This window comes from Ruegeria sp. YTSA219 (assembly GCF_059609985.1).
Genome location: NZ_JBXWMT010000008.1, coordinates 17,149 through 40,157, shown reverse-complemented (window position 1 = coordinate 40,157; position 23,009 = coordinate 17,149). Strand labels below are relative to the sequence as shown.

Genomic DNA, 23,009 nt, shown 5'->3' with positions numbered 1-23,009 from the left:
CCAAATGGGAGCATATATTCTAAGACGCCTGCTGCTGGTCATTCCCACACTGCTGGGAATCATGATCGTCAACTTCACCCTTGTGCAGTTTGTGCCAGGCGGCCCGATTGAACAGATCATCGCCCAGATGGAGGGTGGTGGAGATGTATTTGAAGGTATCGCTGGCGGTGGCGGCGATATCGAACAGCAGACCGGCGGCACAAATGATCGTTATATCGGCGGGCGTGGCCTGCCGCCTGAATTCATCGAAGAACTGGAAAAAGAATTCGGGTTCGACAAACCGCCCTTGGAACGGTTTCTGAATATGATGGGTAATTACCTGACTTTGGATTTTGGCGAGAGCTATTTCCGGTCGATCAGTGTGACCGATCTGGTACTGGAAAAGATGCCGGTGTCTATTTCGCTGGGGCTTTGGTCGACGCTGATTGCCTATCTGGTGTCGATCCCTCTGGGTATTCGCAAGGCGATCAGGGACGGATCAAGCTTTGACACCTGGACCAGTGGCGCCATCATCGTGGCCTATGCCATCCCGGGATTTCTGTTCGCCATTTTGCTGCTGGTGCTATTTGCCGGTGGGTCCTATTGGCAGATCTTTCCGTTGCGGGGGCTTACCTCGGACAACTGGGACAGCCTGAGTGTATTTGGCAAGATTGCCGATTACTTCTGGCATATCGCGTTGCCGATCCTGGCGCTGACCATATCGGCCTTCGCAACGCTCACCTTGCTGACCAAAAACTCGTTTCTGGACGAGATCAAAAAGCAATATGTCATGACCGCACGCGCCAAGGGCCTGAGCGAAAGCCGGGTGCTGTATGGCCACGTATTCCGCAATGCGATGCTGATCGTAATCGCGGGTTTTCCGGCCGTCTTCATCGGTGTGTTTTTCGGAGGGTCAATCATCATCGAAACCATCTTTTCGCTGGATGGATTGGGCCGGTTGGGCTTCGAGGCCGCCGTGGCGCGGGATTACCCGGTTATTTTCGGGACCCTGTTCATCTTTGGCCTGATGGGTTTGGTGGTCGGCATCATCAGTGATCTGATGTATGTGTTGGTTGATCCGCGCATCGACTTTGAAAAGCGGGAGGGGTAAATGGCGCTTTCCCCCCTGAATCAGCGCCGGTGGCGCAACTTCCGCCGGAATGGCCGGGCGTTCTGGTCGCTGATCATCTTCTCGATCCTGTTCGGCCTGTCGCTATTTGCTGAATTTATCGCAAATGACAAACCGATCCTCGTGAAATACCGCGGTGAGCTTTATACGCCGATCTTCAATTTCTACCCAGAGACCGAGTTTGGCGGTGATTTCCAAACCGAAGCAATCTATCGCGACCCCGAAGTGCGTTGTCTGATAGACAGTGGCGGTTTGGATCAGTGCTTTGACGATCCTGACGGCATTATCGAACAGATCGAGGCCGGATCCTTTGCCGCCGACGGGTTCGAGCGCGGCTGGGCCATCTGGCCGCTGATCCCATACTCTTTCAAAACCAGCGTTGATCGGCCGGGCGCAGCCCCACTGCCGCCCAATGGTCAGAACCTGCTTGGCACCGATGACACCAAGCGCGATGTGCTTGCACGGGTGATCTATGGGTTCCGTCTGTCCATTCTGTTCACGCTGATGGTCACAGGTGTTGCCAGCCTGATCGGTATCTTCGCAGGCGCCATTCAGGGCTTTTTTGGCGGCTGGCTGGATTTGATCTTTCAACGGATCATCGAGATTTGGTCGGCCACCCCATCGCTTTATGTGATCATCATCATGTTCGCTATTCTAGGGCGCAGTTTCTGGTTGCTGGTGTTGCTCATGATCCTGTTCAGCTGGACCGGATTGGTTGGCGTTGTCCGAGCAGAGTTCCTACGGGCGCGAAACCTTGAATATGTCCGGGCGGCGCGGGCGTTGGGCGTCAGCAACAGGACGATCATGTTCCGCCACATGCTGCCCAATGCAATGGTCGCCACGCTGACCTTCATGCCCTTCATCGTCACCGGAACGATTGGCGGGCTTGCATCGCTGGATTTTCTGGGCTTCGGCCTGCCGTCCTCGGCTCCGTCACTTGGCGAGCTGACCTTGCAGGCAAAACAGAACTTGCAGGCCCCTTGGCTGGCCTTTACCGCCTTTTTCACCTTTGCCATCATGCTGTCGCTTCTGGTCTTCATTTTCGAAGGCGTCCGCGATGCGTTTGATCCCAGAAAGACCTTCTCATGAGCCTGCTGGATGTAGACAACCTCAAGGTTTCGTTCCGGCAGGACGGGCAGGTCAGTGCGGCGGTCAAGGGCGTGTCCTTCACGGTGGATCGTGGGGAAACCGTGGCTTTGGTAGGGGAATCCGGGTCCGGAAAATCTGTGACCGCCTTGTCGACCGTCTCGCTGTTGGGAGACAGCGCGATTGTCGAAGGTTCGGTGAAATATGACGGGCAAGAGATGATCGGGACGTCCGAGCAACATCTGATGGATGTGCGCGGCAACGACATCAGCTTCATCTTTCAAGAACCGATGACATCGTTGAACCCGTTGCACACGATCCGGAAGCAGATGGCAGAATCGCTGGCACTGCATCAGGGGGTGGTGGGCGACGCGGCCCGTGATCGGATTGTCGAGTTGCTGACGAAGGTTGGCATCCGGGACCCGAAGGATCGGTTGGACAGCTATCCGCACCAACTTTCGGGCGGACAGCGGCAGCGCGTCATGATCGCCATGGCGCTGGCCAATAAGCCGGACATTCTGATCGCAGATGAACCGACCACGGCACTGGACGTGACCATACAGGCACAGATACTCGAGTTGCTGGCAGACCTGCAGAAAGCCGAAAACATGGGAATGCTGTTCATCACCCATGACCTTGGCATCGTGCGCCGGATCGCCGACCGAGTTTGCGTCATGAAGGACGGAGAGATTGTCGAAGCCGGTGCAACCGCGGACATCTTCGAGAACCCTCAGCATCCCTATACCCGGAAATTGCTGGCGGCCGAACCGTCGGGCCAACCCGATCCGGTCGCCGCGGATGCAGAAGAGGTCGCCCGCACCGATCACCTGAAAGTCTGGTTCCCGATCCAGCGCGGCTTTCTCAAGCGAACTGTCGGCCATGTTAAGGCGGTGAATGACGCCAGCCTCAGCGTGCGCGCCGGCGAAACCGTGGGGATCGTGGGCGAAAGCGGGTCGGGCAAGACCACGTTGGCGCTGGCCATCATGCGGCTGATCGCGTCCGAGGGTGGTATCACATTTCGCGACCAGGATGTGCGCCGTTGGTCCACACGCGAATTGCGCCGGTTGCGCAAGGATATGCAGATTGTGTTTCAGGACCCGTTTGGAAGCCTGAGCCCGCGCATGACCTGTATGCAAATCATCGCCGAGGGTCTGGCAATCCACAAGGTTGATCCACACCGCGCCCCGCGCGATCTGGTGGCGGATGTGATGACCGAAGTGGGGTTGGACCCGGCGTCGATGGACCGGTATCCGCACGAGTTCTCGGGCGGGCAGCGGCAGCGTATCGCCATCGCACGGGCGATGGTGCTCCGTCCCAAACTTCTGGTGCTGGATGAGCCGACAAGCGCGCTTGACATGACGGTTCAGGTGCAGATCGTAGACTTGCTGCGGGAACTGCAGCGGAAATACGGGTTGGCATATCTGTTCATCAGCCATGACCTAAAAGTGGTCCGGGCGATGTCACATAATGTCATCGTAATGCGGAACGGTGACGTGATTGAAATGGGCGCTGCCGAAGACCTGTTCGAAAACGCGCAGACAGATTACACCCGCGAATTGATTGCGGCAGCGGGCTGAAGCCCGCTCGCCGTGTTTTTCATGCGTTTGCGGTTTCCCGTGTTGCCGCTTTCGGTATCGGGCCGCGCAGTTCTTCATAGTGATCAAAGCTTAACTTTACCCAACCGGTGCCGCGCGTGGCGCTGGCCAGGGTGCGATGCAACTCATCCTCGGCCACGGCAGGAAGTTGGGCATTGAAAATCTCCCAGCCCGAAGCGTTGGGGTTGCCTTCGAATCCCAGCACTTGACCCTGTAAGGAACTGATCGTGGGAACAAGATCACCGACGAAATCGGATGGCAGGTGAATCTCTGCGTTCAGAATGGGTTGCAGGACCACCGGTTTGGCCTGAGGCAGCGCCTCGCGTACGGCGTTCTTGCCTGCGGTGCGGAAAGCATAATCGGAACTGTCCACATTGTGGTGTTTGCCGTCACTCAGCGTGATTTTGACATCAACAACAGGGAAGCCCTCAGGCCCCTGCTCCAGCGCGTCCTTGGCCCCGTGTTCAACTGAAGGAATATAGTTGCGCGGCACCGAACCGCCTTTCACGATCTCTTCGAACTGAAACCCTGATCCGCGCGGCATGGGCGTGACCGAGATCACGACATCTGCAAACTGACCCGCACCACCGGATTGCTTGCGGTGACGGTGGCGGTGTTCGATGGGCGCACGGATGGTTTCGCGATAGGCGGTCTCGATCGGGTCGGCCACGATTTCGATCCCGAAATCTTCGGCCAGTTTGGCGGTGATCCGGCGCATGTGCTGCGGGCCTTGAGAGCCCAGCACCGCATGGCCGCTCAGCTCATCCTGCTCCAGATGGAGACCGGGGTCGATCTCGACCAGACGGGTCAGAGCGTTCGACAGGCGCACGTCATCTCGCTCATGCGCGGGTGATACGATCTGACGTTGGGCGACTGGATGTGATGATGCCCATTCCGGCAACGGAGATTCGGATTTGCTGTCGTAAATATTGCCGGGGATCAGGTGATCGGATTTCACGGCCAGCCCGATCTGACCTGCCTCCAGCCCGGAAATCTGGGTCTTGGCGTCAAGTGTCGTCAGATTGCCGACCGTCTCACCTCCCAAAGCTTCATGCGCACGCACGCCATCTCCCAAGCCACGAAGGACGATGATCTTGCCGATATGTTTCTTCACGTCCGCGAATCCCGCAATGGCGCGGGCAGTCTCGGTGGCCTCATCGCGGTTGGCGGCAAGGTTGAACTCAGGGGCTTCGTGCCGCAGGGCTTTCATCAGGCGGGTCAGGCCATTGCCATGGCTGGCCGCGCCCAGACAGGCGGGGATCAACTGGTGGTTCTGCAAAACCTGCGCGGCCAGATCGTAGATCTCGGCACTTGCGGGCTGTTTGTCTTCGATCAGCTGCTCTAACAGGTGATCGTCAAAGTCCGACAGCGTCTCTAGCAGCTCGGTGCGGGCTTCTTGTTCGCGGTCCTCGACCGAGTGCGGCAGTTCGATCAGGGCCGAGGGCTGGCCTTCCTGATATTTCCAAGCCCGCTCCGAGATCAGATCGACCGCGCCGACTATTGTCTCGCCGTCGCGAATAGGGACCTGACGTAGGGCGATGTGGTGGGTGCAGTAGGTCTGTAGCGCGGCGATGATATCCCGGATACGGCCATTTGGGGCATCCATCCGATTGATGAACAGGAAACAGGGAATGCCCGCCTCTTCAACCAGCCGCAGATAGGGCGCGCACAAGACAGCCGCGTCTGGGTCCGGCGGGACAACCACAACCGCCGCATCCGAAATCGCCATGGCTGGTCCGACATAACCCAGATTGTCGCTGCCCCCGTCCACGTCGATCGCGCACCAGGGCTCGTCCAAGTAAGAAAAACCGTGCAAGTGCACGGTTCCGGAGACATCGAATGTGGTGGGTCGGTTGTCGAGACGGCTTATGGCCTCGACCAGGGTTGTCTTGCCAGATTGGCTGGGGCCGAGGACGGTGAATACGCGCATGAGTGATGTCCCTCTTTTCAGGTTGCAGTAATACCTGCACGAAAAGGGCCGACCCACACGGCTGCGTGGGCGAGGACTGACTGCGAATTCACCTGCCTCAGGGTTCGGATCGTTCCGCCCAAGTGTGAAGACAACCAGAGGCTCGCGTCAAGCCCCTGTACTGGTATCTAAGCGGCGGGCCGCACAACCGGGCCCACCTGTAAGCGATCAGATCGCCGAGCTGTGGCCTGCCTTGCTCAGGTCATAGGCGTCAAAGCTGCGGGCAATCATTCGGGTCAGCGGCCGGGCCTCGGGTGGAATGAACAGGCCATCCTTGGTGACGTGTAGCAGATTGTTGAAGTCGGCATTGGCCTTCTGGAACATCTCGTTCAGCTCTTGGGCGGATATGTTGTGGTCACGCAGAATCTCAGCCGAATTGATCTGAAAATCACACATCAGCGCTTCGATCAGACGTGCGCGCAAAATGTCCTGCCCTTTGAACAAATGCCCGCGCGAGGTCGAAAAGCGCCCCTCGCGGATGGCTTTCGTATAGGCCGATGTTGCCGGTGCGTTCTGGGCGTAGCCCTGAGGAAACCGCGAGATCGAGCTTGCGCCCACACCGATCAGCACCTCGGCTTGATCATCCGTATAACCCTGAAAGTTCCGTTTCAGTCGCCCGGTCCTGAGCGCATGTGTCAGACCATCATCCTGCGTGGCAAAGTGGTCAATTCCGATCTCGGCGTAATCATCCCAGAGGAACAGTCGACGCGCCGTCTCGAACAGCTCCAGACGTTGCTCGGGCGTGGGCAATGCGTCCGAAGGAATCAACTGTTGCCGCTTGGCCATCCACGGCACGTGGGCGTATCCGTACAGCGCAACGCGGTCGGGGTTCAGTGACAGCAGTTTCTGTACGCTTTCAGTCATCCTTGATTTGGTCTGATGCGGCAGACCGTACAGGATATCTGCGTTCAGACTGGTAATGCCGCGGGCACGGATCATGTCCACAGCTGCGCGCGTGGTGTCATAGCTTTGGACGCGACCGATAGTTTTCTGAATCTCATCGTCGAAATCCTGCACGCCGATCGAGGCACGGTTCATGCCCGCTTCGGCCAGCGCGTCCAGTCGGGCTTGGTCAATCTCGTTCGGGTCGATTTCGACCGAGAATTCAGCACCCGGGCCCAGCGGGATAACATCCAGAATGCGTGTGGCCAGATCTCGCATCAGATCGGGATTCAACAGCGTTGGTGTGCCGCCGCCCCAGTGCAGACGCGAGAGGGTGACGCCTTGAGGCAGGCGCGCGGCCAGCAGATCAAGCTCGGCCTTGAGGACGTCGACATAGGCGATGACCGGGTTGTCAGTTTGCGTCCCCTGTGTTCGGCAGGCACAAAACCAACACAGCCTGCGGCAGAAGGGCACGTGTATGTACAACGAGACGGAGCTGCCGGGTTTAATGCCGGTAATCCAGTCTTCGTAAAGGTTTACCCCCACATCATTGTTGAAGTGAGGGGCTGTTGGATAGCTTGTGTAGCGCGGTACTTTCGCGTCAAATAGTCCAAGCTTTGCAAGTTGTGGTTTAACTATCATGGCGATACCGTTAGAGGACGGCACGCCTAGCAACCTTGATAGAGATCAAGTGGGAACGCGCATGACACAGATTTTCAAAATCGATCATACAAACTGTGAAGATTGTCCAATCCGCCACAGAGCAGTCTGTGCGCATTGCGATGTTCATGAGCTGGAGCTTCTTGAAGGTATTAAATATTATCGCAGCTTCGAGGCTGGGCAGACAATCATCTGGTCCGGTGATCAGATGAATTTCGTGGGCTCGGTCGTGTCGGGGATCGCTTCTTTGACTCAGACCATGGAAGATGGGCGCACGCAGATGGTTGGCCTTTTGCTGCCCAGCGATTTCGTCGGTCGTCCAGGTCGAGATTCAGCGCCTTACGACGTCGTGGCAACGACTGACATTGTCATGTGCTGTTTCCGTAAGAAGCCGTTCGAAGAACTGATGGGTGCGACTCCGCATATCGCGCATCGTTTGCTTCAGATGACATTGGATGAGCTGGACGCTGCCCGTGAATGGATGCTGGTGCTGGGACGCAAGACTGCGCGCGAAAAAATCGCAAGCCTGTTGTCCATCATCGCGCGCCGGGATGCGTCGATTGGGCAGAACGGGAGTTCCAGCCCAATCGTTTTTGATCTTCCGCTGACGCGCGAGGCGATGGCAGACTACCTTGGCCTTACACTGGAAACTGTCAGCCGTCAGATATCCGCCTTGAAGAAAGACGAGATCATCTTGCTAGAAGGAAAGCGCCGTGTATCTGTTCCGGATATGGGCCGGTTGATGGAAGAGGCAGGCGACGATTCCGATGGCGGATATCTGGTGTGATTCACATACGGCGTGACCCGTTGTCTTAACCGTGGTTTAGTGGGACCAGTGAAACTGCGTCAGGAGTAAGTCATGGGATTCAGCAGCCTTTTGGCCATGCTGCTTATTGGTGCCATCGCGGGATGGTTGTCCGGAAAGATCATGGAAGGTCGGGGATTCGGCCTGATTGGCAACATCATCGTCGGCGTAGTTGGCGCATTTCTGGCGGGGGTGATTTTCCCGGCCCTTGGCTTTGCCGTTGGCGGCGGTCTGGTCTCGTCCATTATTTTCGCCACCATCGGGGCGATCATTCTGCTTTTCCTGATCGGCCTTGTGAAACGCGGGTAAAAGCCGCCCGCTGGGCGGCTCTGCCGTTTCAATGTGCCATGAACACCGGAACAGTCGATTGTTCCAGCATATTGCGTGTCGCGCCGCCCAGGATGGCTTCTCGGAATCGGGAATGCCCATAGGCGCCCATGACGATCATATCTGTTTCGGTATCCGTCGCATGGCGGTTCAGGATGTCCGATACACGCGACATTGTTTTGCTGAGCACGTCGATTTCGCACTTAACTCCGTGGCGTGACAGCATCTGGGACAACAACCCACCGGGGTCCGAGCGATCCGGCCCATGCGTTGGTGGGTCGATCACCACGATCCGCACCTGATCGGCCTCGATCAGGAAGGGTAGGGCGCAGCGAATGGCGCGCATGGCCTCGACGCTTTCGTTCCAGCCGACCAAGACAGTACCGGGCTTGTCAAAAGGCGTCGTGTTTTCGGGTATGACCAGAACCGGAGCGTGACCTTCGAACATGGCTGCCTCGACGATAGGCTCTGCTTCGACGCTGCGGTCTTTTCCGTAAGGTTGCGGCAGAATAACAAGGTCCGAGAACCGCGCCCGATGGGCAACGTGGCGACCAATATCGGCAATCTGGGCCACGCCGCTTTCTGCAGACCAGCGTACGCCGGAACTGTTCAGATAGGTCTCTGCATAGTGCAGGGTGTCCTCCGCCTCTGCTTTGGCGCGGGACAGGGTCTCCTGCAGAATCAGCGCGTTGGCGCCAGCATAGTAATAACCGGTCTGACTGCGATCGACCCCCAGGCACAGGGCTTCGGCATGCGCATCCTGGGCTGTGGCCAGGGCTGCCATTTGTGCCAGCGCCGGGGCCGATTGTTCCGTTTCCGTTAGAACTGTGAGAAGGGATTTATACGCCATCTTGACCTCTTGCCTCCAGGGCCGTTCCGTCCGCGACATTCCGGCCAAATCATTTCTGTAGCCTTGTCACAATATTCGCTATTCTGTCTTGATACAGATCAAAGCAGTTTGGGCTGTCCTCGGACAAAACAACGACCAGTCAAATGGGTTCCGCGACAAAAAAGAATCGCGCGGAGCATGGCAAAGGGACGCAATATGTCAAATTACATCAAGCTGATCGTGCTTGGTCTGATCGTGCTGTTTGCAGCGATCGGGACCAATTATGCACGCGATTTGGCGTATCAGGTGCATGCAATTCTGGTGATGTTGATCGCCGCGGGATTGTTCATCTGGACGCTTAGAAACACGGATGAGCCAGATATCCTCATAGATCGTTCAGGCGAATACATGGACGATGTGGTCCGTTACGGCGTAATCGCGACGGCCTTTTGGGGCGTGGTTGGTTTTCTTGCCGGGACATTCATCGCCTTTCAGCTGGCCTATCCGGTGCTGAACTTTGAATGGGCACAAGGATATCTGAATTTTGGCCGATTGCGTCCGCTGCATACATCGGCGGTTATCTTTGCCTTTGGCGGCAACGCACTAATCGCTACGTCCTTCTACGTCGTCCAGCGGACCAGCGCCGCGCGCCTGTGGGGCGGCAATCTGGCATGGTTCGTTTTCTGGGGCTATCAGCTGTTCATTGTGCTGGCTGCGACCGGGTATGTGCTGGGCGGAACCCAGTCCAAGGAATACGCCGAGCCGGAGTGGTATGTCGATCTGTGGCTGACCATCGTCTGGGTGGCCTATCTTGCCGTGTTCCTGGGAACAATCGTCAGGCGGAAAGAGCCTCATATCTATGTGGCGAACTGGTTCTACCTGGCCTTTATCGTTACCGTCGCCATGCTGCATCTGGTCAACAACATGACTATCCCTGTCAGCATCTGGGGTTCGAAATCTGTCATCGTCTGGTCAGGCGTTCAGGACGCAATGATCCAGTGGTGGTACGGCCACAATGCTGTGGGCTTTTTCCTGACAGCCGGTTTCCTGGGCATGATGTACTATTTCATCCCGAAACAGGCCGAACGTCCGGTGTTCAGTTACAAGCTGTCGATCATCCACTTCTGGGCGCTGATCTTCCTGTATATCTGGGCTGGTCCGCACCATTTGCACTATACAGCGCTGCCCGACTGGGCCTCGACACTGGGCATGGTGTTCTCGATCGTGCTGTGGATGCCGTCCTGGGGTGGCATGATCAACGGCCTGATGACCCTATCGGGTGCGTGGGACAAGCTGCGTACGGACCCGGTGATCCGGATGATGGTGATTTCGGTCGGCTTCTATGGCATGTCCACTTTTGAGGGCCCGATGATGTCGATCCGAGCGGTTAACTCTTTGAGCCACTATACCGACTGGACCATTGGTCACGTGCATTCGGGTGCGCTGGGCTGGAACGGCATGATCACCTTTGGTGCGCTGTACTTCCTGGTGCCCGTCTTGTGGAAGCGTGAGCGTCTGTATTCGTTGCAGATGGTCAGCTGGCACTTCTGGCTCGCCACTATCGGCATCGTGCTCTACGCCGCGTCGATGTGGGTGACAGGTATCATGGAAGGCCTGATGTGGCGCGAAGTGGATGCCAACGGTTTCCTTGTGAACTCGTTCGCCGACACCGTGGCTGCCAAGTTCCCGATGTATGTGGTGCGAGCTCTGGGTGGGGTCATGTTCCTCGCTGGGGCGCTGATCATGTGCTACAACCTGTGGATGACTGTGCGGAAAGCGCCGGCCAAAGAGGCCAGCCTGACCGTCGCGGTCCCGGCTGAATAAGGAGGGCCGGAGCAATGGCAATTCTCGACAAACATAAGATCCTCGAGACCAACGCGACCCTCCTGCTGATCTTCAGCTTCCTGGTCGTGACCATCGGTGGCATCGTGCAGATCACCCCGCTGTTCTATCTTGAGAACACCATCGAAAAGGTGGAGGGCATGCGCCCTTACACCCCCTTGGAAATGGCGGGCCGTGACATCTATATCCGCGAAGGCTGCTATGTCTGCCACAGTCAGATGATCCGCCCGATGCGGGATGAGGTCGAGCGCTATGGCCACTACTCGCTGGCGGCTGAATCAATGTATGATCATCCGTTCCAGTGGGGGTCCAAACGCACCGGCCCTGATCTGGCCCGTGTCGGTGGTCGTTATTCTGACCAGTGGCATGTGGATCACCTGCGCAACCCGCAGTCGGTGGTGCCTGAATCTGTAATGCCGAAATACGGCTTCCTCGAGCATCGCAAGATTGACGGTAAGTATATCGGTGATGTCATGAAGGCGAATGCGCTGGTAGGCACGCCCTATACCGAAGAGATGCTGGAGAACGCCGTGGCGGATTTCCGGGCGCAGGCCGATCCCGACAGTGACTATGACGGCCTGCTGGAACGCTATGGTGACAAGGTCAGCGTGCGGAACTTCGATGGTCAGCCCGAGCTGACCGAAGCGGATGCGATGGTCGCTTATCTGCAGATGCTGGGAACGCTGGTCGATTTCTCGACCTTCACCCCAGACGCGAACCGGTAAAGGAGGGTGTGATGGAAGAATATACACTCTTACGGCAATTCGCGGATAGCTGGATGTTGCTGCTGCTCTTTGTTTTCTTTGTTGGGATCATAATCTGGGTTTTTCGCCCGGGTTCCAGCAAGGAATACAAGGACACCGCGAATATCCCGTTTCGGCATGATGATGCACCAGCGCCCCTGCGGGGCGACGACAATCCCGCCACATCCAAGGAGGCGCGGCAATGAGCAAGACACCTGAAAAACAGCCGGGTGATCCGAGTACAACCGGCCACAGCTGGGATGGTATCGAAGAATTCGAAAACCCGATGCCGCGCTGGTGGTTGTGGACATTCTACGCCACCATCTTCTGGGCGGTGATCTATACGATCATGTATCCCGCATGGCCCTTGGTTCAATCCGCCACTGCTGGCGTTTTGGGCTGGTCCTCTCGCGCTCTGGTACAAGAAGAGATGATTGCGTTTGAAGAGGCGAATGCCCCTTGGAACGCCAAGCTTGTGGAAACATCGCTTGAAGATATCTCGGCAGATCCCGAACTGCAGCAATACGCGGCGAATGCCGGGGGCGCGGTGTTCCGTACCTGGTGTGCGCAATGCCACGGCTCAGGCGCGCAGGGTGCACCAGGATTCCCGAACCTGCTGGATGACGCCTGGCTGTGGGGCGGTTCGCTTGAGGATATCGAGACCACAATCGCCTATGGCATTCGCAACGAGGAAAGCGACGATGCGCGCTATTCCGAAATGCCTGCATTTGGCGAAATCCTGGAACATGACGAGATCACCCAAGTGGTTCAATACGTGATGTCCCTGACCAATGCGCAGACTGATGACGTAGCTGCGCAGGCAGGCAAGGTCGTCTTCGAAGATAACTGTTCGTCCTGTCATGGCGAGGATGGCACTGGTGACGTCTTTCAGGGCGCACCCAACCTGACCGATGCGATCTGGCTCTATGGTGGCGACGCAGAGGCATTGACTGAGACCGTGACCAATAGCCGTTTCGGTGTAATGCCTGCTTGGGAAAACCGCCTTACCGACGCGCAGATCCGCGCTGTGACGGCCTATGTCCACCAGTTGGGTGGCGGTCAGTAAGGCCAAAAGAATACCTTCGGACGGTTCGCCGCCCGAAGGTTAAGGCACCGGCTGTTCTCTCTGTTCGCGCGTTTCCTGAACAGCCGGTGCTACTATTTTCAGACTACAGGCCCCCATTGGTGCAGTCCAGATGCGCCTTTTCGCGCGGGCCAGACTTTTCAATCCACCAGTGATGGTCCGGCAGCCAACTGCCGCGCGCAAGGTCGCGGCTATCTGTGCCAGTGCCTTTGCCGTCAGCCTCTGTTTTGGTGGCTACCATGAAACTTCGTGCCAGTATCGCAAGCATCTGATCCCTCCTGGATTGTGTTGCCGCTGTTATCAGGATTGATCTTTAGCCTGATAAATGCGACTCAATTACCATTCCAATATGTAAGTAGGACTTACAGATGAACTGGATGGATATGCCGCCGCTTGCGGCTTTGCGCGCCTTTTCTGCCTTTGCTGAGACTGGAAATGTTGTTCAGGCAGGGGCGTCGCTGAATGTCAGTCACGCAGCGATCAGCCAACAACTGCGTGCGCTTGAAAAACACCTGGATCTGGCCCTTCTGGACCGATCCGGTAAATCCATGACCCTGACGGCCGAGGGCAAGGTTCTGGCGCGTGCCCTGCATTTGGGATTTGGGGCCATAGGTGCGGCGGTCACTGACCTGAAGCGTGCAACCGAGGATCGCCCGGTCCACGTATCGCTGACGGCCTCTTTCGCAGCTTCATGGCTTATGCCGCGCTTGCCCGCATTTCAGGCCGAGCATCCAGGCATTCACCTTGCGCTGGATCCCTCGCCCCGGTTGGTCGATCTGCGCCCGGGCGGCGTGGATCTGGCGATCAGATATGGGGCAGGGGACTGGCCCGATGTGACGGCCGAACTGCTGTTGCAAAGTCCGATCGTGATTGTCGCCGCGCCATCCCTGTTGACTGGGCGGGCACCTGTGACACCTAAAGCACTCAGCCGTCTGCCCTGGCTTGAGGAGTTCGGCACAACGGAGGCAACGCAATGGCTGGCCCGTCACGGCGTGGGCCATAGCCCCGGCGCTGGCCGCATCGCCTTGCCGGGAAACCTGCTGCTTGAGGGAGTGCGCGCCGGGCAGGGTGTGACGGCCACCGTGCGGCATTTTGTCGAAGCGGATATCATTGCGGGTCGATTGGTCGAACTGTTCCGCGAACCCGACGGGCGCGGATACCATATTGTCACCGGAAATATGCCGCTTCGTCCTGGGGTGAAGATATTTATCAGGTGGCTCAGGCGGCAAGCTGGTAAGATGTGACAAAAGGTGTCTTTACGATGCGCTTTTGACCCATGTCAAAGTGGCTGCCCGTATGATCTGGAAGAAGACGCCGTAGAACAGCTACATCTGGAGCCAGCCCGTGAGCGATTCCGACCCCGCCCCCAGCCTATACGCAGCGCGCGAACCGATCTTTCCCCGCCGCGTGTCCGGCCCGTTTCGCAACCTGAAATGGTTCATCATGGCGGTCACGCTGGGGATCTATTACGTCACACCCTGGATCAGATGGGATCGCGGTCCCAGCCTCCCGGACCAGGCGGTGCTGCTGGATCTGGCCAACCGGCGCTTTTACTTTTTCTGGATCGAGATCTGGCCGCACGAGTTCTATTTCGTGGCCGGGTTGCTGATCATGGCCGGTCTGGGCCTGTTTCTGTTTACATCGGCGCTGGGGCGCGTGTGGTGCGGCTATGCCTGCCCGCAGACCGTCTGGACTGATTTGTATATCTTGGTCGAGCGCTGGATCGAAGGTGATCGAAACGCCCGTCTGCGCCTGCATCGTCAGAAAAAGATGGATTTCCACAAAGCAAGGCTGCGTGTCACCAAATGGGTCGCTTGGCTGTTTATTGGTCTGGCAACGGGTGGTGCCTGGGTGTTCTATTTCGCGGATGCGCCAACGCTGGTCCGTGACCTAGTGACCGGAGATGCACATCCGGTCGCCTATACAACCATATTGATCCTGACGGGGACGACCTTTTTGTTTGGTGGGTTCGCACGCGAGCAGATCTGTATTTACGCCTGTCCCTGGCCGCGCATTCAGGCCGCGATGATGGACGAGGATACTCTGGTGGTTGGGTATCGCGAATGGCGCGGTGAACCGCGCGGCAAAGGCAAGCGGACCGCGGATTCCGATCTTGGGGACTGCATTGATTGCATGGCCTGTGTGAATGTCTGCCCTGTCGGTATCGACATCCGCGACGGTCAGCAGCTTGAATGTATCACCTGTGCGCTGTGCATCGACGCTTGCGATGACATGATGGCCAAAATTGGCAAGCCGCGTGGCTTGATCGACTACATGGCGTTGAGCGACGAATCGAGTGAACGCGCCGGTCATCCGCCCAAGAATGTCTGGAAACACATCCTGCGGCCTCGGACCATCATGTATACGGGTATGTGGTCTGCGGTTGGCTTCGCGCTTTTGTTCGCCCTGTTCATCCGGTCTGACATTGATCTGACCGTAGCGCCGGTGCGAAACCCGACATTTGTAACCCTTTCTGACGGCACTATTCGTAACACTTATGATGTACGACTGCGGAACAAACATGGCGAGGACCGCCCATTCCAACTGACCCTGTCCGGTGATCCGGCCCTGAAGATACAGATCGAGGGGGTTGAAGGTGAGACTGTCAATGTGACGGCGGATACGGCACAGTTGACCCGTGTTTACATCGTCGCATCGGGCGACACCGGGCCAGCAACTTTGGATACGACGCCGGTCCGCATCTGGGTCGAAGACCTGCAGAGCGGTGAGCGCGCCTATAAGGACACCACGTTTAACGGACGAGGGAACTGAACATGGCTGAACGTAAATTCACCGGCAAACATGCGCTGGCTGTGTTCGTTGCATCCTTTGGCGTGATCATCACGGTGAACCTGGTTCTGGCCTATAGCGCGGTGAAGACCTTTCCGGGGCTCGAGGTCAAGAATTCTTATGTGGCCAGCCAGGAATTCAACGAACGCCTGAAGGAACATCAGGCGCTGGGCTGGTTTATCCGCGCCGAGATGTCGGGCGGCTTGCTGATCCTGCATATAACCGATCAGACGGGCGCACCGGTCAAGGTGGCTGACCTGCAGGCCGTTGTGGGCCGCGCGACCCATGTCAAAGATGATTTTGCTCCTGATTTCACATTCGACGGGACTGCATATGCGACTCCGGCATCGCTGGGTCCGGGCAACTGGAACATTCGGCTGGTTGCCAAAGATCACAGCGGGGCCGAGTTTGCACAGCGCGTGCCGCTTTATGTGAAGGGCTAGGGGATGTCTGCGCAGATGTCCTCCGGCACCGCAGCTTGCCCCGGCTGTATCGCCGCCCCGGCAGAGCCCGCAAGGCCGATCCCGCAGGATGTGCAGATCGCGCTGTCATTGCCGGGAATTCACTGCTCGGCCTGTATTGCCACGGTCGAGCGTGAATTGAATGCCCAGCCCGGAGTCGAGGACGCGCGCGTGAACCTGACCTTGAAACGCGCGATGGTCAAAGCCGCGCCCGATCTGCGGGCCGCCGATCTGATCCCGGTGCTTGAACGCGCAGGCTTTGAGGCGCACGAGCTGGACCCTGGATCCCTGTCTGCCACGCAGTCCGACAAAGCTGGTCGCGACCTGTTGATGCGGTTGGCGGTGGCTGGTTTTGCCTCGATGAATGTAATGTTGCTGTCTGTCTCTGTCTGGTCAGGGGCAACCGATGCAACGCGCGACATGTTCCACTGGATTTCGGCAGCGATTGCTTTGCCTGCGATCGCGTTTTCGGCGCAGCCCTTCTTTGCCAATGCCTGGAGCGCCTTGCGCGTCGGTCGCCTGAATATGGATGTGCCGATCGTGTTGGCAATCCTGTTGGCATTGGCCACATCGCTGTGGGAAACCGCGCTGAGTGGTGAGCACGCCTATTTTGACGCCGCCCTGACCCTGACGTTCTTTCTGCTGGCCGGTCGCTATCTGGATTACCGTACTCGCGCCGCCGCCCGATCCGCAGCCGAGGAGTTGACCGCGTTGGAAGTTCCGCGCGCGATCAGGCTGGCCGATGGTCAAGAAGTTGAGGTGCCTGTCGCAACGCTGAGCGTGGGTGATCTGATCCTGGTACGTCCCGGAGGCCGAATGCCGGTGGATGGCGAAATCGTTTCCGGGCAATCCGAGCTCGACCGATCGCTGCTGACGGGTGAAACCTTGCCGGTATTTGCGGAAACCGGTCTGACGGTCAGTGCTGGTGAGGTAAATCTAACGGGTCCATTGACCGTACGGGCGACAGCCGTGGGTGAGGATACCTCGCTGCACCGCATGGCCGATCTTGTGGCCATCGCGGAATCTGGGCGGTCGCGTTATACTTCGCTGGCGGATAAGGCAGCCAAGCTTTATGCACCGGGCGTGCATATCCTGTCGGCGCTGAGCTTTCTGGGCTGGTATATCTATTCCGGCGATATCCGCACCGCGCTGAATATCGCAGCGGCGGTGCTGATCATCACCTGCCCCTGTGCGCTGGGTCTGGCCGTACCGGCGGTGACGACGGCGGCCTCGGGCCGGTTGTTCCGCAAAGGGATGCTGATCAAACACGCCACAGCGCTGGAACGCCTCGCCGAGGTGGATACGGTTGTGTTCGACAAGACGGGAACGCTGACCTCGGGAACGCCGGAGCTGACCAATCTTGCGGATCATGCGCCCGGCGATCTGGAAATCGCACTGGCACTGGCCGAGGCCTCGTCGCACCCGCTCTCTGTTGCGCTGGCGCAGGCTGCCCGTCAAGCGGGGGTCACGCCCGCAAATGTCGAGGGGATCTCTGAAGTTCCGGGGTACGGCACCGAAGGCATCTTTCAGGACCATCCCGTGCGTCTGGGACGCGCCGAATGGACCGGTGGGCAAGAGGCTGAACAAACTGCGGCCTGGCTGTCGTTAGCAGGGCGGGCGCCTTCAGTGTTCTTATTCTCGGACACATTGCGCGCCGGTGCGGCTGAGGCGGTTCAGGCGTTTCGCGATGAGGGGAAAAAGGTCATTTTGATCTCGGGCGATACGCAAGGCGCGGTTGAGACGCTGGCCGGTAAGCTGGGGATTGAGACATGGATTGCGCAGGCCCTGCCGCAGGACAAGGCAACCCATGTGCAAAGCCTGCGGGATCAAGGCTGCCACGTCCTGATGGTTGGTGACGGGCTGAACGACACGGCGGCGCTGGCCGCGGCGCATGTGTCGATTTCACCGGCCTCGGCGCTAGATGCTGCGCGCGTGGCATCCGATATCGTGCTGTTGGGTAACGACCTGTCGCCGATTGCGGGTGCCTGCGATACTGCGGTTAAGGCAACGAAACGGATTCGCGAGAACTTCCGTATTGCAACCATCTATAATATCATTGCAGTGCCACTGGCGGTTGCGGGCCTAGCCACGCCGCTGATCGCGGCATTGGCAATGTCGACCTCGTCCATTACCGTTTCTCTGAACGCGCTGCGGCTAAGGTGATCTGAATGGAAGTTCTGGCCTATCTCATACCGATTTCCCTGCTTTTGGGAGGGGTTGGCCTGTTTGCGTTCATCTATACCGTTCGGTCGAACCAATATGACGACCCCGAAGGCGATGCGCGCCGCATTCTAAGCGACGAATGGGACGATAAGCCCAAGCCCTGACGGCCCCCTTGAAATTGCCTCAATGCCCGGTTATGTCCGGCCCATCCGCTAGCAGAGAGAACAAAGCCAAATGGCAACTATGAATCCGATCCAGTTTATTCAGCAGGTCCGTGCCGAGGTTTCAAAGGTCGTCTGGCCAACCCGCCGCGAGGTGTTGCTGACCACGGTCATGGTGTTCATCATGGCAGCACTGACGGCTGTGTTCTTTGCGCTGGTCGATCTTGGTATTCGTGGTGGCCTGCAGCTGATTCTGGGCATGTTCGGTTAAACCGGGCCGGGCAGGTCGGAAACGTCGCTGCCCCCTTGCACAGCTTGCGATGTCAGAGTAGGTGACGCGGTACTATTCGGAATGGGCGTGCGGCGATTCGGGCTGTGCGCCGCTTTTTATTCCGGATGACGCGACAGATTTTCAATAACGGCTTTTCCGGTACATGGAATGCAGCCGAAGGCAAACAAGGACGACAGGTTCATGGCGAAACGGTGGTACTCGGTCAGCGTTCTTTCGAATTTCGAAAAGAAGATCGCAGAGCAGATCCGCACGTCGGTGGCCGAGCAGGGCCTTGAGGATGACATTGACGAAGTTCTGGTGCCCACCGAAGAGGTGATCGAAGTGCGCCGGGGCAAGAAAGTCACAACCGAACGTCGCTTTATGCCGGGTTACGTGCTGGTACATATGGAAATGTCGGATCAAGGGTATCACCTGGTCAACTCGATCAACCGGGTCACTGGTTTTCTGGGTCCGCAAGGCCGCCCGATGCCGATGCGCGATGCCGAGGTGAACCAGATCCTCAACCGTGTCCAGGAGGGCGAAGAAGCGCCCAAGTTGATGATCTCGTTCGAAATTGGCGAGAAGGTCAAGGTGAATGACGGTCCGTTCGAGGATTTCGACGGCATGGTCGAAGGTGTGGATGACGATAACCAGAAGCTGAAGGTCTCGGTCTCGATCTTTGGTCGGGAAACCCCGGTCGAGCTGGACTTCACTCAGGTCACCAAACAAAGCTAATTTCCAATTAGCGAAATTTGACAACGCCGCGTTGCCCTGGGCACTGCGGCGTTTCTTGTTTTGGAGCCTTCAGCCCGTTATCTGACCCGGGCAAATCAGGGCGGAACTGATCTGTCGAAATCGGGATAATCTTTGTCGTAACCAATCGGGATGGAACCCGGCCGCCTGGCATATTTGGACAACCATACAAGGCAAGTGGGCAGGTAGATGAAATTCATACATATCACAGATATCCACCTTGTTGACCAAGACGGTCACCTGAATGGCGGCGTTCCTTCGACCCAATTTTCCCGTTGCCTTGAGGACATCGCCAAATGGCATTCGGATGCAGCGTTTTGCGTGATTTCCGGCGACCTGGCCGAGTTTGGAAGGGCTGAAGCCTATCAGGTGCTCAAGTCACATCTGGACGGTTTCCAGCTTCCTTGTCACCTGATGATCGGCAACCATGATGATCGTCAGGTTTTCAGAACGGTCTTTACGGATGACCCTGTCGATTCAAATGGCTTTGTTCAGCACAGCATCGAGACCGACGCGGGAAAGTTTATCTTTCTGGATACGACAAAAGACGGTGCGGATATGCATGAAGGTCAGCTGTGCAGCTTGCGCTTGAATTGGCTGAAAGAACAGCTGATCTCGGCGGGGGATAAGCCCTGCTATTTGTTCATGCACCACCCGCCTTTTGACATCGGCATTCCCTATGTGGACGACATCCGCCTGGTCGAAGCCGAAGTGTTTTTTGAAACACTCGGTCACGGGCGTAACATTCGCCACGTCTTCTATGGGCATGTCCATCGCATGACCTATGTGAACTGGCGTGGCATCCCGTTCACCAGCCTGCCCAGCCTCAATCACCAAATCCCTCTGACTGCCGACAGTGTTGACGGGGAATTCTGTGATGAACCGCCAGCCTATGGTGTTGTGCAGATCGCGGACGACCAGATGACTGTGCACTATAACACCTTTCTGCAGCGCAATCCGCTTCATCAGACCTGAGATATGGAACTTGGCCTGATTGTTCTGGTTCTGATTTCGGCGGCGACACATCCGCTGCGGGATCTGTTGTTGAAAGACACGGCGCATCCGGTGTCCTGTTATGTCGGTGTGGCGCTGACCTGGGTCATTCTTGCGGCACTTCACGCCCGACTGGTTGGCCAGCCCCTGACCCTCAGCCGCGAGGTCTGGCCTCTGGTGCTGGTTTCTTCCCTGGGGTTGAGCTTTTATTACTATGGCACGCTTTCAGCCCTGCGCCGGGGCAACCTTTCGGTGTATTATCCGATCATCCGTTCCTCGCCGATTGCCATCGTTGCCTTTAGCTGGCTTGCGCTGGATCAACAGTATTCGTGGCTCATCCTTGTAGGGATTTCGCTGGTCCTGATGGGCAGCCTGATGATCCAGAAATCTCCGGGCGGATTGCTGCATGATCACAAGGCTTTTGCGCTGGCTGTCATGGCGATGCTTGGCTCGGCCGCCTATTCGCTGAGCGATGCAGGCGCTATGCAAAAAACAACCCCCGCGCCTTTCCTGTTCTACTGTTATATCCTGGTGACATTGACCCTTGCCGGCATCCGGGCCTGGGAAGATCGCCATATGTCGACCCCATTTCTAGGCGTGGTACGAGGCTGGACACTCGCCCCGTGGCGGATCGTATTCGCAGGGATTGCGTCCTATCTATCCTACCTTTTTATCCTGAAAGCTTTCCAGTTAGGCGCCGAGGCCGCACCTGTCAGCGCGGTCCGGCAGGCCTCGATTCCGGTATCCGTAGTCCTTGCCGCGCTCGTCCTGAAAGAGCCGCGCTTTCTTCACCGCATCGGCTGGGCCTGCCTGATCGCGCTTGGGATATTGGCAATCACACAGTCCTGATTAGCCTTTACGCGACAACTGGCAAGCAAGGCAGAGGTGCACCAGGTTTTCTACATCACTCGGCGAGGTGGCGAAGCGCCCAAGCTGATGATCTCGTTTGAAATCGGCGAGTAGATCACGGCCTACTCTGGTCCATTCGTGGATTTCGACGGGATGGTCGAGGGCGTGGATGACCAGAGGCAGGAGGCAAAATTTATTCGGTGGATTTTGAGGCGTCGTATTGCCCTAGCCAGTGCAGCATCTTGGCTGGCTGAACGTTTACATTGATGATCTGGGTTGGTACAAAACTGCCCTATTGATTTGACCGAATGTTTTTTTCGAAAAGTGACCACAAGGCGTTTTTCATGCGTGCGTTCATCTATTTTGTTTTCTTGATTTTGGCTGCGTGTACCGCTGATGTTTTGTCACCCGAAGTGTTGTCCTCGAAAGTAGCGCGCGCATCGTCCGCAGAGCTGTGTTCCGCATATCGGCTCCCAAGTACGACATTGCGGGGGAAACTGATGATCGAAGCAGAGCTGGCTGCTCGAAAAGTGAACCAATGTGGTTATAGCAATTATGGTCAGTACAGCCTGTCTACAGCTGGGACCAAATCCTACGAGCGACCGTTTTCATCCGAGGCAGCAGGGGGTGACTAGTATTGTGATGACTTTCCGAATGGCGCAGCAGCGCAAAGGTTCTTCTTAGCCTCTGGTGGACCTGTATCTGATCCACATAATATGGATCTTGATGGCGATGGTCTCGCGTGTGAGTGGGGTGCTCAGATCAGGAGAGTATCTTCGTACCGCCGACCGGTTGCCAGCGTTAGGCGCGTGACCTCACGATGCTACACGGGTCCAAGAGGCGGAACCTACACAATCACGGCGAGTGGAAACAAGAACTATGGCGGCTGCTAAGTTGCTCTGATAGCGCGCAAGGTTGTGCATGTAGCGGGTGCAATCTCATTGGGCGATGACAGATGCTGGTTTGCTGTTGCTTAGCTTTTGTGCGAGGGTCGGTTTGGGTTCGATGTGGCTGCTTCAGGCCGTGATTCAAACCCTTGCCAACACTTCCGTTCCCCTGTAAATGCCGCCTCTATCGTCTTTGGGCGAGATTCTCTCGTGGGAGATTACCGGGATCGCGATCCCGGATCGGACCACGCAACATAATCTGGGTGAAACGCGTTTCACTTTAGTTGAAAGGAAAACCAAATGGCCAAGAAGCTTGCTGGTACAATGAAACTGCAGGTTCCTGCAGGTCAGGCGAACCCGTCGCCGCCAGTTGGTCCGGCGCTGGGTCAGCGCGGCATCAACATCATGGAATTCTGCAAGGCGTTCAACGCCAAGACCGCAGACATGGAGCAAGGCGCGCCTTGCCCGACCGTGATCACCTATTATCAGGACAAGTCCTTCACCATGGACATCAAGACGCCACCAGCGTCTTATTACCTGAAGAAAGCAGCTGGCCTGAAGCCGGTTGGCAAGCGTAATCGCCCCCGTGGTGCGGAAAACCCAGGTCGTGAGACCGTGGCATCCGTGACCTCGAAGCAGGTTCGCGAAATCGCCGAAGCCAAAATGAAAGATCTGAACGCCAACGACGTCGAAGGCGCAATGCAGATCATCCTGGGCTCGGCCCGCTCTATGGGCATCGAGGTGAAGTAAG

Annotated in this window: 24 protein-coding genes and 1 pseudogene; 21 read left to right on the top strand and 4 right to left on the bottom strand. The window is 57.2% G+C overall.

Translation table 11 applies throughout. From position 1 onward, the window contains the following. The first annotated feature begins 4 nt into the window (after positions 1–4). The 3 genes from AC2FFB_RS12515 to AC2FFB_RS12505 are packed head-to-tail and all read left to right on the top strand — an operon-like array spanning position 5 to position 3,771. Entirely contained in the window at positions 5–1,090 is a 1,086-nt protein-coding gene (locus tag AC2FFB_RS12515; protein ID WP_142636962.1) for a microcin C ABC transporter permease YejB, read from the top strand. Next, positions 1,091–2,197, top strand: coding sequence for an ABC transporter permease (locus tag AC2FFB_RS12510; RefSeq protein WP_142636960.1), 1,107 nt, complete (start codon positions 1,091–1,093; stop codon positions 2,195–2,197). Continuing rightward, positions 2,194–3,771, top strand: a complete 1,578-nt coding sequence (locus AC2FFB_RS12505) for an ABC transporter ATP-binding protein (RefSeq protein ID WP_496874971.1) — start codon at positions 2,194–2,196, stop codon at positions 3,769–3,771. Before AC2FFB_RS12510 ends, AC2FFB_RS12505 begins: the two co-directional genes overlap by 4 nt. A 19-nt stretch (positions 3,772–3,790) precedes the next feature. Here the strand turns inward: AC2FFB_RS12505 and AC2FFB_RS12500 are convergent, their stop codons facing one another. Together AC2FFB_RS12500 and hemN are read right to left on the bottom strand one after the other, a co-directional pair. Next, a complete protein-coding gene (locus AC2FFB_RS12500) occupies positions 3,791–5,719 on the bottom strand; it encodes an elongation factor G (protein WP_496842991.1) in 1,929 nt (642 codons plus the stop codon). A gap of 207 nt (positions 5,720–5,926) precedes the next feature. Continuing rightward, positions 5,927–7,282 (bottom strand): oxygen-independent coproporphyrinogen III oxidase, encoded by a 1,356-nt coding sequence (hemN, locus tag AC2FFB_RS12495; protein WP_281995392.1) that lies wholly within the window; start codon positions 7,280–7,282, stop codon positions 5,927–5,929. 61 nt (positions 7,283–7,343) lie between these two features. Here hemN and fnrL point away from each other — a divergent pair, with 61 nt between their 5' ends. Then, complete coding sequence (gene fnrL / locus AC2FFB_RS12490; RefSeq protein ID WP_281973102.1) at positions 7,344–8,087, top strand: transcriptional regulator FnrL; 744 nt, start codon at positions 7,344–7,346, stop codon at positions 8,085–8,087. Between the two features lie 72 nt (positions 8,088–8,159). Next, positions 8,160–8,414: a GlsB/YeaQ/YmgE family stress response membrane protein gene (locus AC2FFB_RS12485; protein WP_271949803.1), complete on the top strand. Its 255-nt coding sequence runs from the start codon at positions 8,160–8,162 to the stop codon at positions 8,412–8,414. Positions 8,415–8,442: 28 nt separating this feature from the next. On the opposite strand, the gene AC2FFB_RS12480 is transcribed toward AC2FFB_RS12485, so the two are convergent. Then, a complete protein-coding gene (locus AC2FFB_RS12480) occupies positions 8,443–9,282 on the bottom strand; it encodes a universal stress protein (RefSeq protein ID WP_271949806.1) in 840 nt (279 codons plus the stop codon). 195 nt (positions 9,283–9,477) lie between these two features. On the opposite strand from AC2FFB_RS12480, the gene ccoN reads away from it, so the two are divergent. The 4 genes from ccoN to ccoP are packed head-to-tail and all read left to right on the top strand — an operon-like array spanning position 9,478 to position 12,912. Further along, the gene (gene ccoN, locus AC2FFB_RS12475; RefSeq protein ID WP_142636945.1) at positions 9,478–11,085 is read left to right on the top strand and encodes a cytochrome-c oxidase, cbb3-type subunit I; all 1,608 of its coding nucleotides are present in this window, start codon (positions 9,478–9,480) and stop codon (positions 11,083–11,085) included. A 14-nt stretch (positions 11,086–11,099) separates the two neighbouring features. Next, positions 11,100–11,828, top strand: coding sequence for a cytochrome-c oxidase, cbb3-type subunit II (gene ccoO / locus AC2FFB_RS12470; RefSeq protein ID WP_142636943.1), 729 nt, complete (start codon positions 11,100–11,102; stop codon positions 11,826–11,828). 11 nt (positions 11,829–11,839) lie between these two features. After that, entirely contained in the window at positions 11,840–12,052 is a 213-nt protein-coding gene (locus AC2FFB_RS12465) for a cbb3-type cytochrome oxidase subunit 3 (protein WP_142636941.1), read from the top strand. Continuing rightward, positions 12,049–12,912, top strand: coding sequence for a cytochrome-c oxidase, cbb3-type subunit III (ccoP, locus tag AC2FFB_RS12460; RefSeq protein WP_142636939.1), 864 nt, complete (start codon positions 12,049–12,051; stop codon positions 12,910–12,912). Before AC2FFB_RS12465 ends, ccoP begins: the two co-directional genes overlap by 4 nt. A gap of 103 nt (positions 12,913–13,015) precedes the next feature. Here ccoP and AC2FFB_RS12455 read toward each other — a convergent pair whose 3' ends face one another. Next, positions 13,016–13,198 carry a hypothetical protein gene (locus tag AC2FFB_RS12455; protein ID WP_496874970.1) on the bottom strand — a complete coding sequence of 61 codons (183 nt, stop codon included), beginning with the start codon at positions 13,196–13,198 and terminating at the stop codon, positions 13,016–13,018. Between the two features lie 100 nt (positions 13,199–13,298). On the opposite strand from AC2FFB_RS12455, the gene AC2FFB_RS12450 reads away from it, so the two are divergent. From AC2FFB_RS12450 to rplK, 12 genes and pseudogenes are all read left to right on the top strand, one after another. Continuing rightward, positions 13,299–14,174, top strand: coding sequence for a LysR family transcriptional regulator (locus tag AC2FFB_RS12450; protein ID WP_271949812.1), 876 nt, complete (start codon positions 13,299–13,301; stop codon positions 14,172–14,174). A gap of 100 nt (positions 14,175–14,274) precedes the next feature. Then, complete coding sequence (gene ccoG, locus AC2FFB_RS12445) at positions 14,275–15,702, top strand: cytochrome c oxidase accessory protein CcoG (RefSeq protein WP_271949814.1); 1,428 nt, start codon at positions 14,275–14,277, stop codon at positions 15,700–15,702. Between the two features lie 2 nt (positions 15,703–15,704). Next, positions 15,705–16,163, top strand: a complete 459-nt coding sequence (locus tag AC2FFB_RS12440) for a FixH family protein (protein ID WP_281973106.1) — start codon at positions 15,705–15,707, stop codon at positions 16,161–16,163. Positions 16,164–16,166: 3 nt separating this feature from the next. After that, positions 16,167–18,344 (top strand): heavy metal translocating P-type ATPase, encoded by a 2,178-nt coding sequence (locus AC2FFB_RS12435; RefSeq protein ID WP_496750788.1) that lies wholly within the window; start codon positions 16,167–16,169, stop codon positions 18,342–18,344. A 5-nt stretch (positions 18,345–18,349) separates the two neighbouring features. Next, positions 18,350–18,508: a cbb3-type cytochrome oxidase assembly protein CcoS gene (gene ccoS, locus AC2FFB_RS12430; RefSeq protein WP_142636927.1), complete on the top strand. Its 159-nt coding sequence runs from the start codon at positions 18,350–18,352 to the stop codon at positions 18,506–18,508. 70 nt (positions 18,509–18,578) lie between these two features. Next, the gene (gene secE, locus AC2FFB_RS12425; RefSeq protein ID WP_142636925.1) at positions 18,579–18,776 is read left to right on the top strand and encodes a preprotein translocase subunit SecE; all 198 of its coding nucleotides are present in this window, start codon (positions 18,579–18,581) and stop codon (positions 18,774–18,776) included. Positions 18,777–18,977: 201 nt separating this feature from the next. After that, positions 18,978–19,511 (top strand): transcription termination/antitermination protein NusG, encoded by a 534-nt coding sequence (gene nusG, locus AC2FFB_RS12420; protein WP_142637254.1) that lies wholly within the window; start codon positions 18,978–18,980, stop codon positions 19,509–19,511. 207 nt (positions 19,512–19,718) lie between these two features. After that, positions 19,719–20,504, top strand: a complete 786-nt coding sequence (locus AC2FFB_RS12415) for a phosphodiesterase (protein WP_496874969.1) — start codon at positions 19,719–19,721, stop codon at positions 20,502–20,504. 3 nt (positions 20,505–20,507) lie between these two features. After that, on the top strand, positions 20,508–21,371 hold the full coding sequence (locus tag AC2FFB_RS12410; protein WP_496677807.1) for an EamA family transporter: 864 nt from the start codon (positions 20,508–20,510) through the stop codon (positions 21,369–21,371). A 308-nt stretch (positions 21,372–21,679) separates the two neighbouring features. Continuing rightward, positions 21,680–22,006 carry a hypothetical protein gene (locus tag AC2FFB_RS12405; RefSeq protein WP_496823640.1) on the top strand — a complete coding sequence of 109 codons (327 nt, stop codon included), beginning with the start codon at positions 21,680–21,682 and terminating at the stop codon, positions 22,004–22,006. Positions 22,007–22,018: 12 nt separating this feature from the next. Further along, a pseudogene (locus AC2FFB_RS12400) lies at positions 22,019–22,264 on the top strand (hypothetical protein); the annotation flags it as partial. A gap of 294 nt (positions 22,265–22,558) precedes the next feature. Beyond that, a complete protein-coding gene (rplK, locus tag AC2FFB_RS12395; protein ID WP_085823307.1) occupies positions 22,559–23,008 on the top strand; it encodes a 50S ribosomal protein L11 in 450 nt (149 codons plus the stop codon). Position 23,009 lies beyond the last annotated feature (1 nt).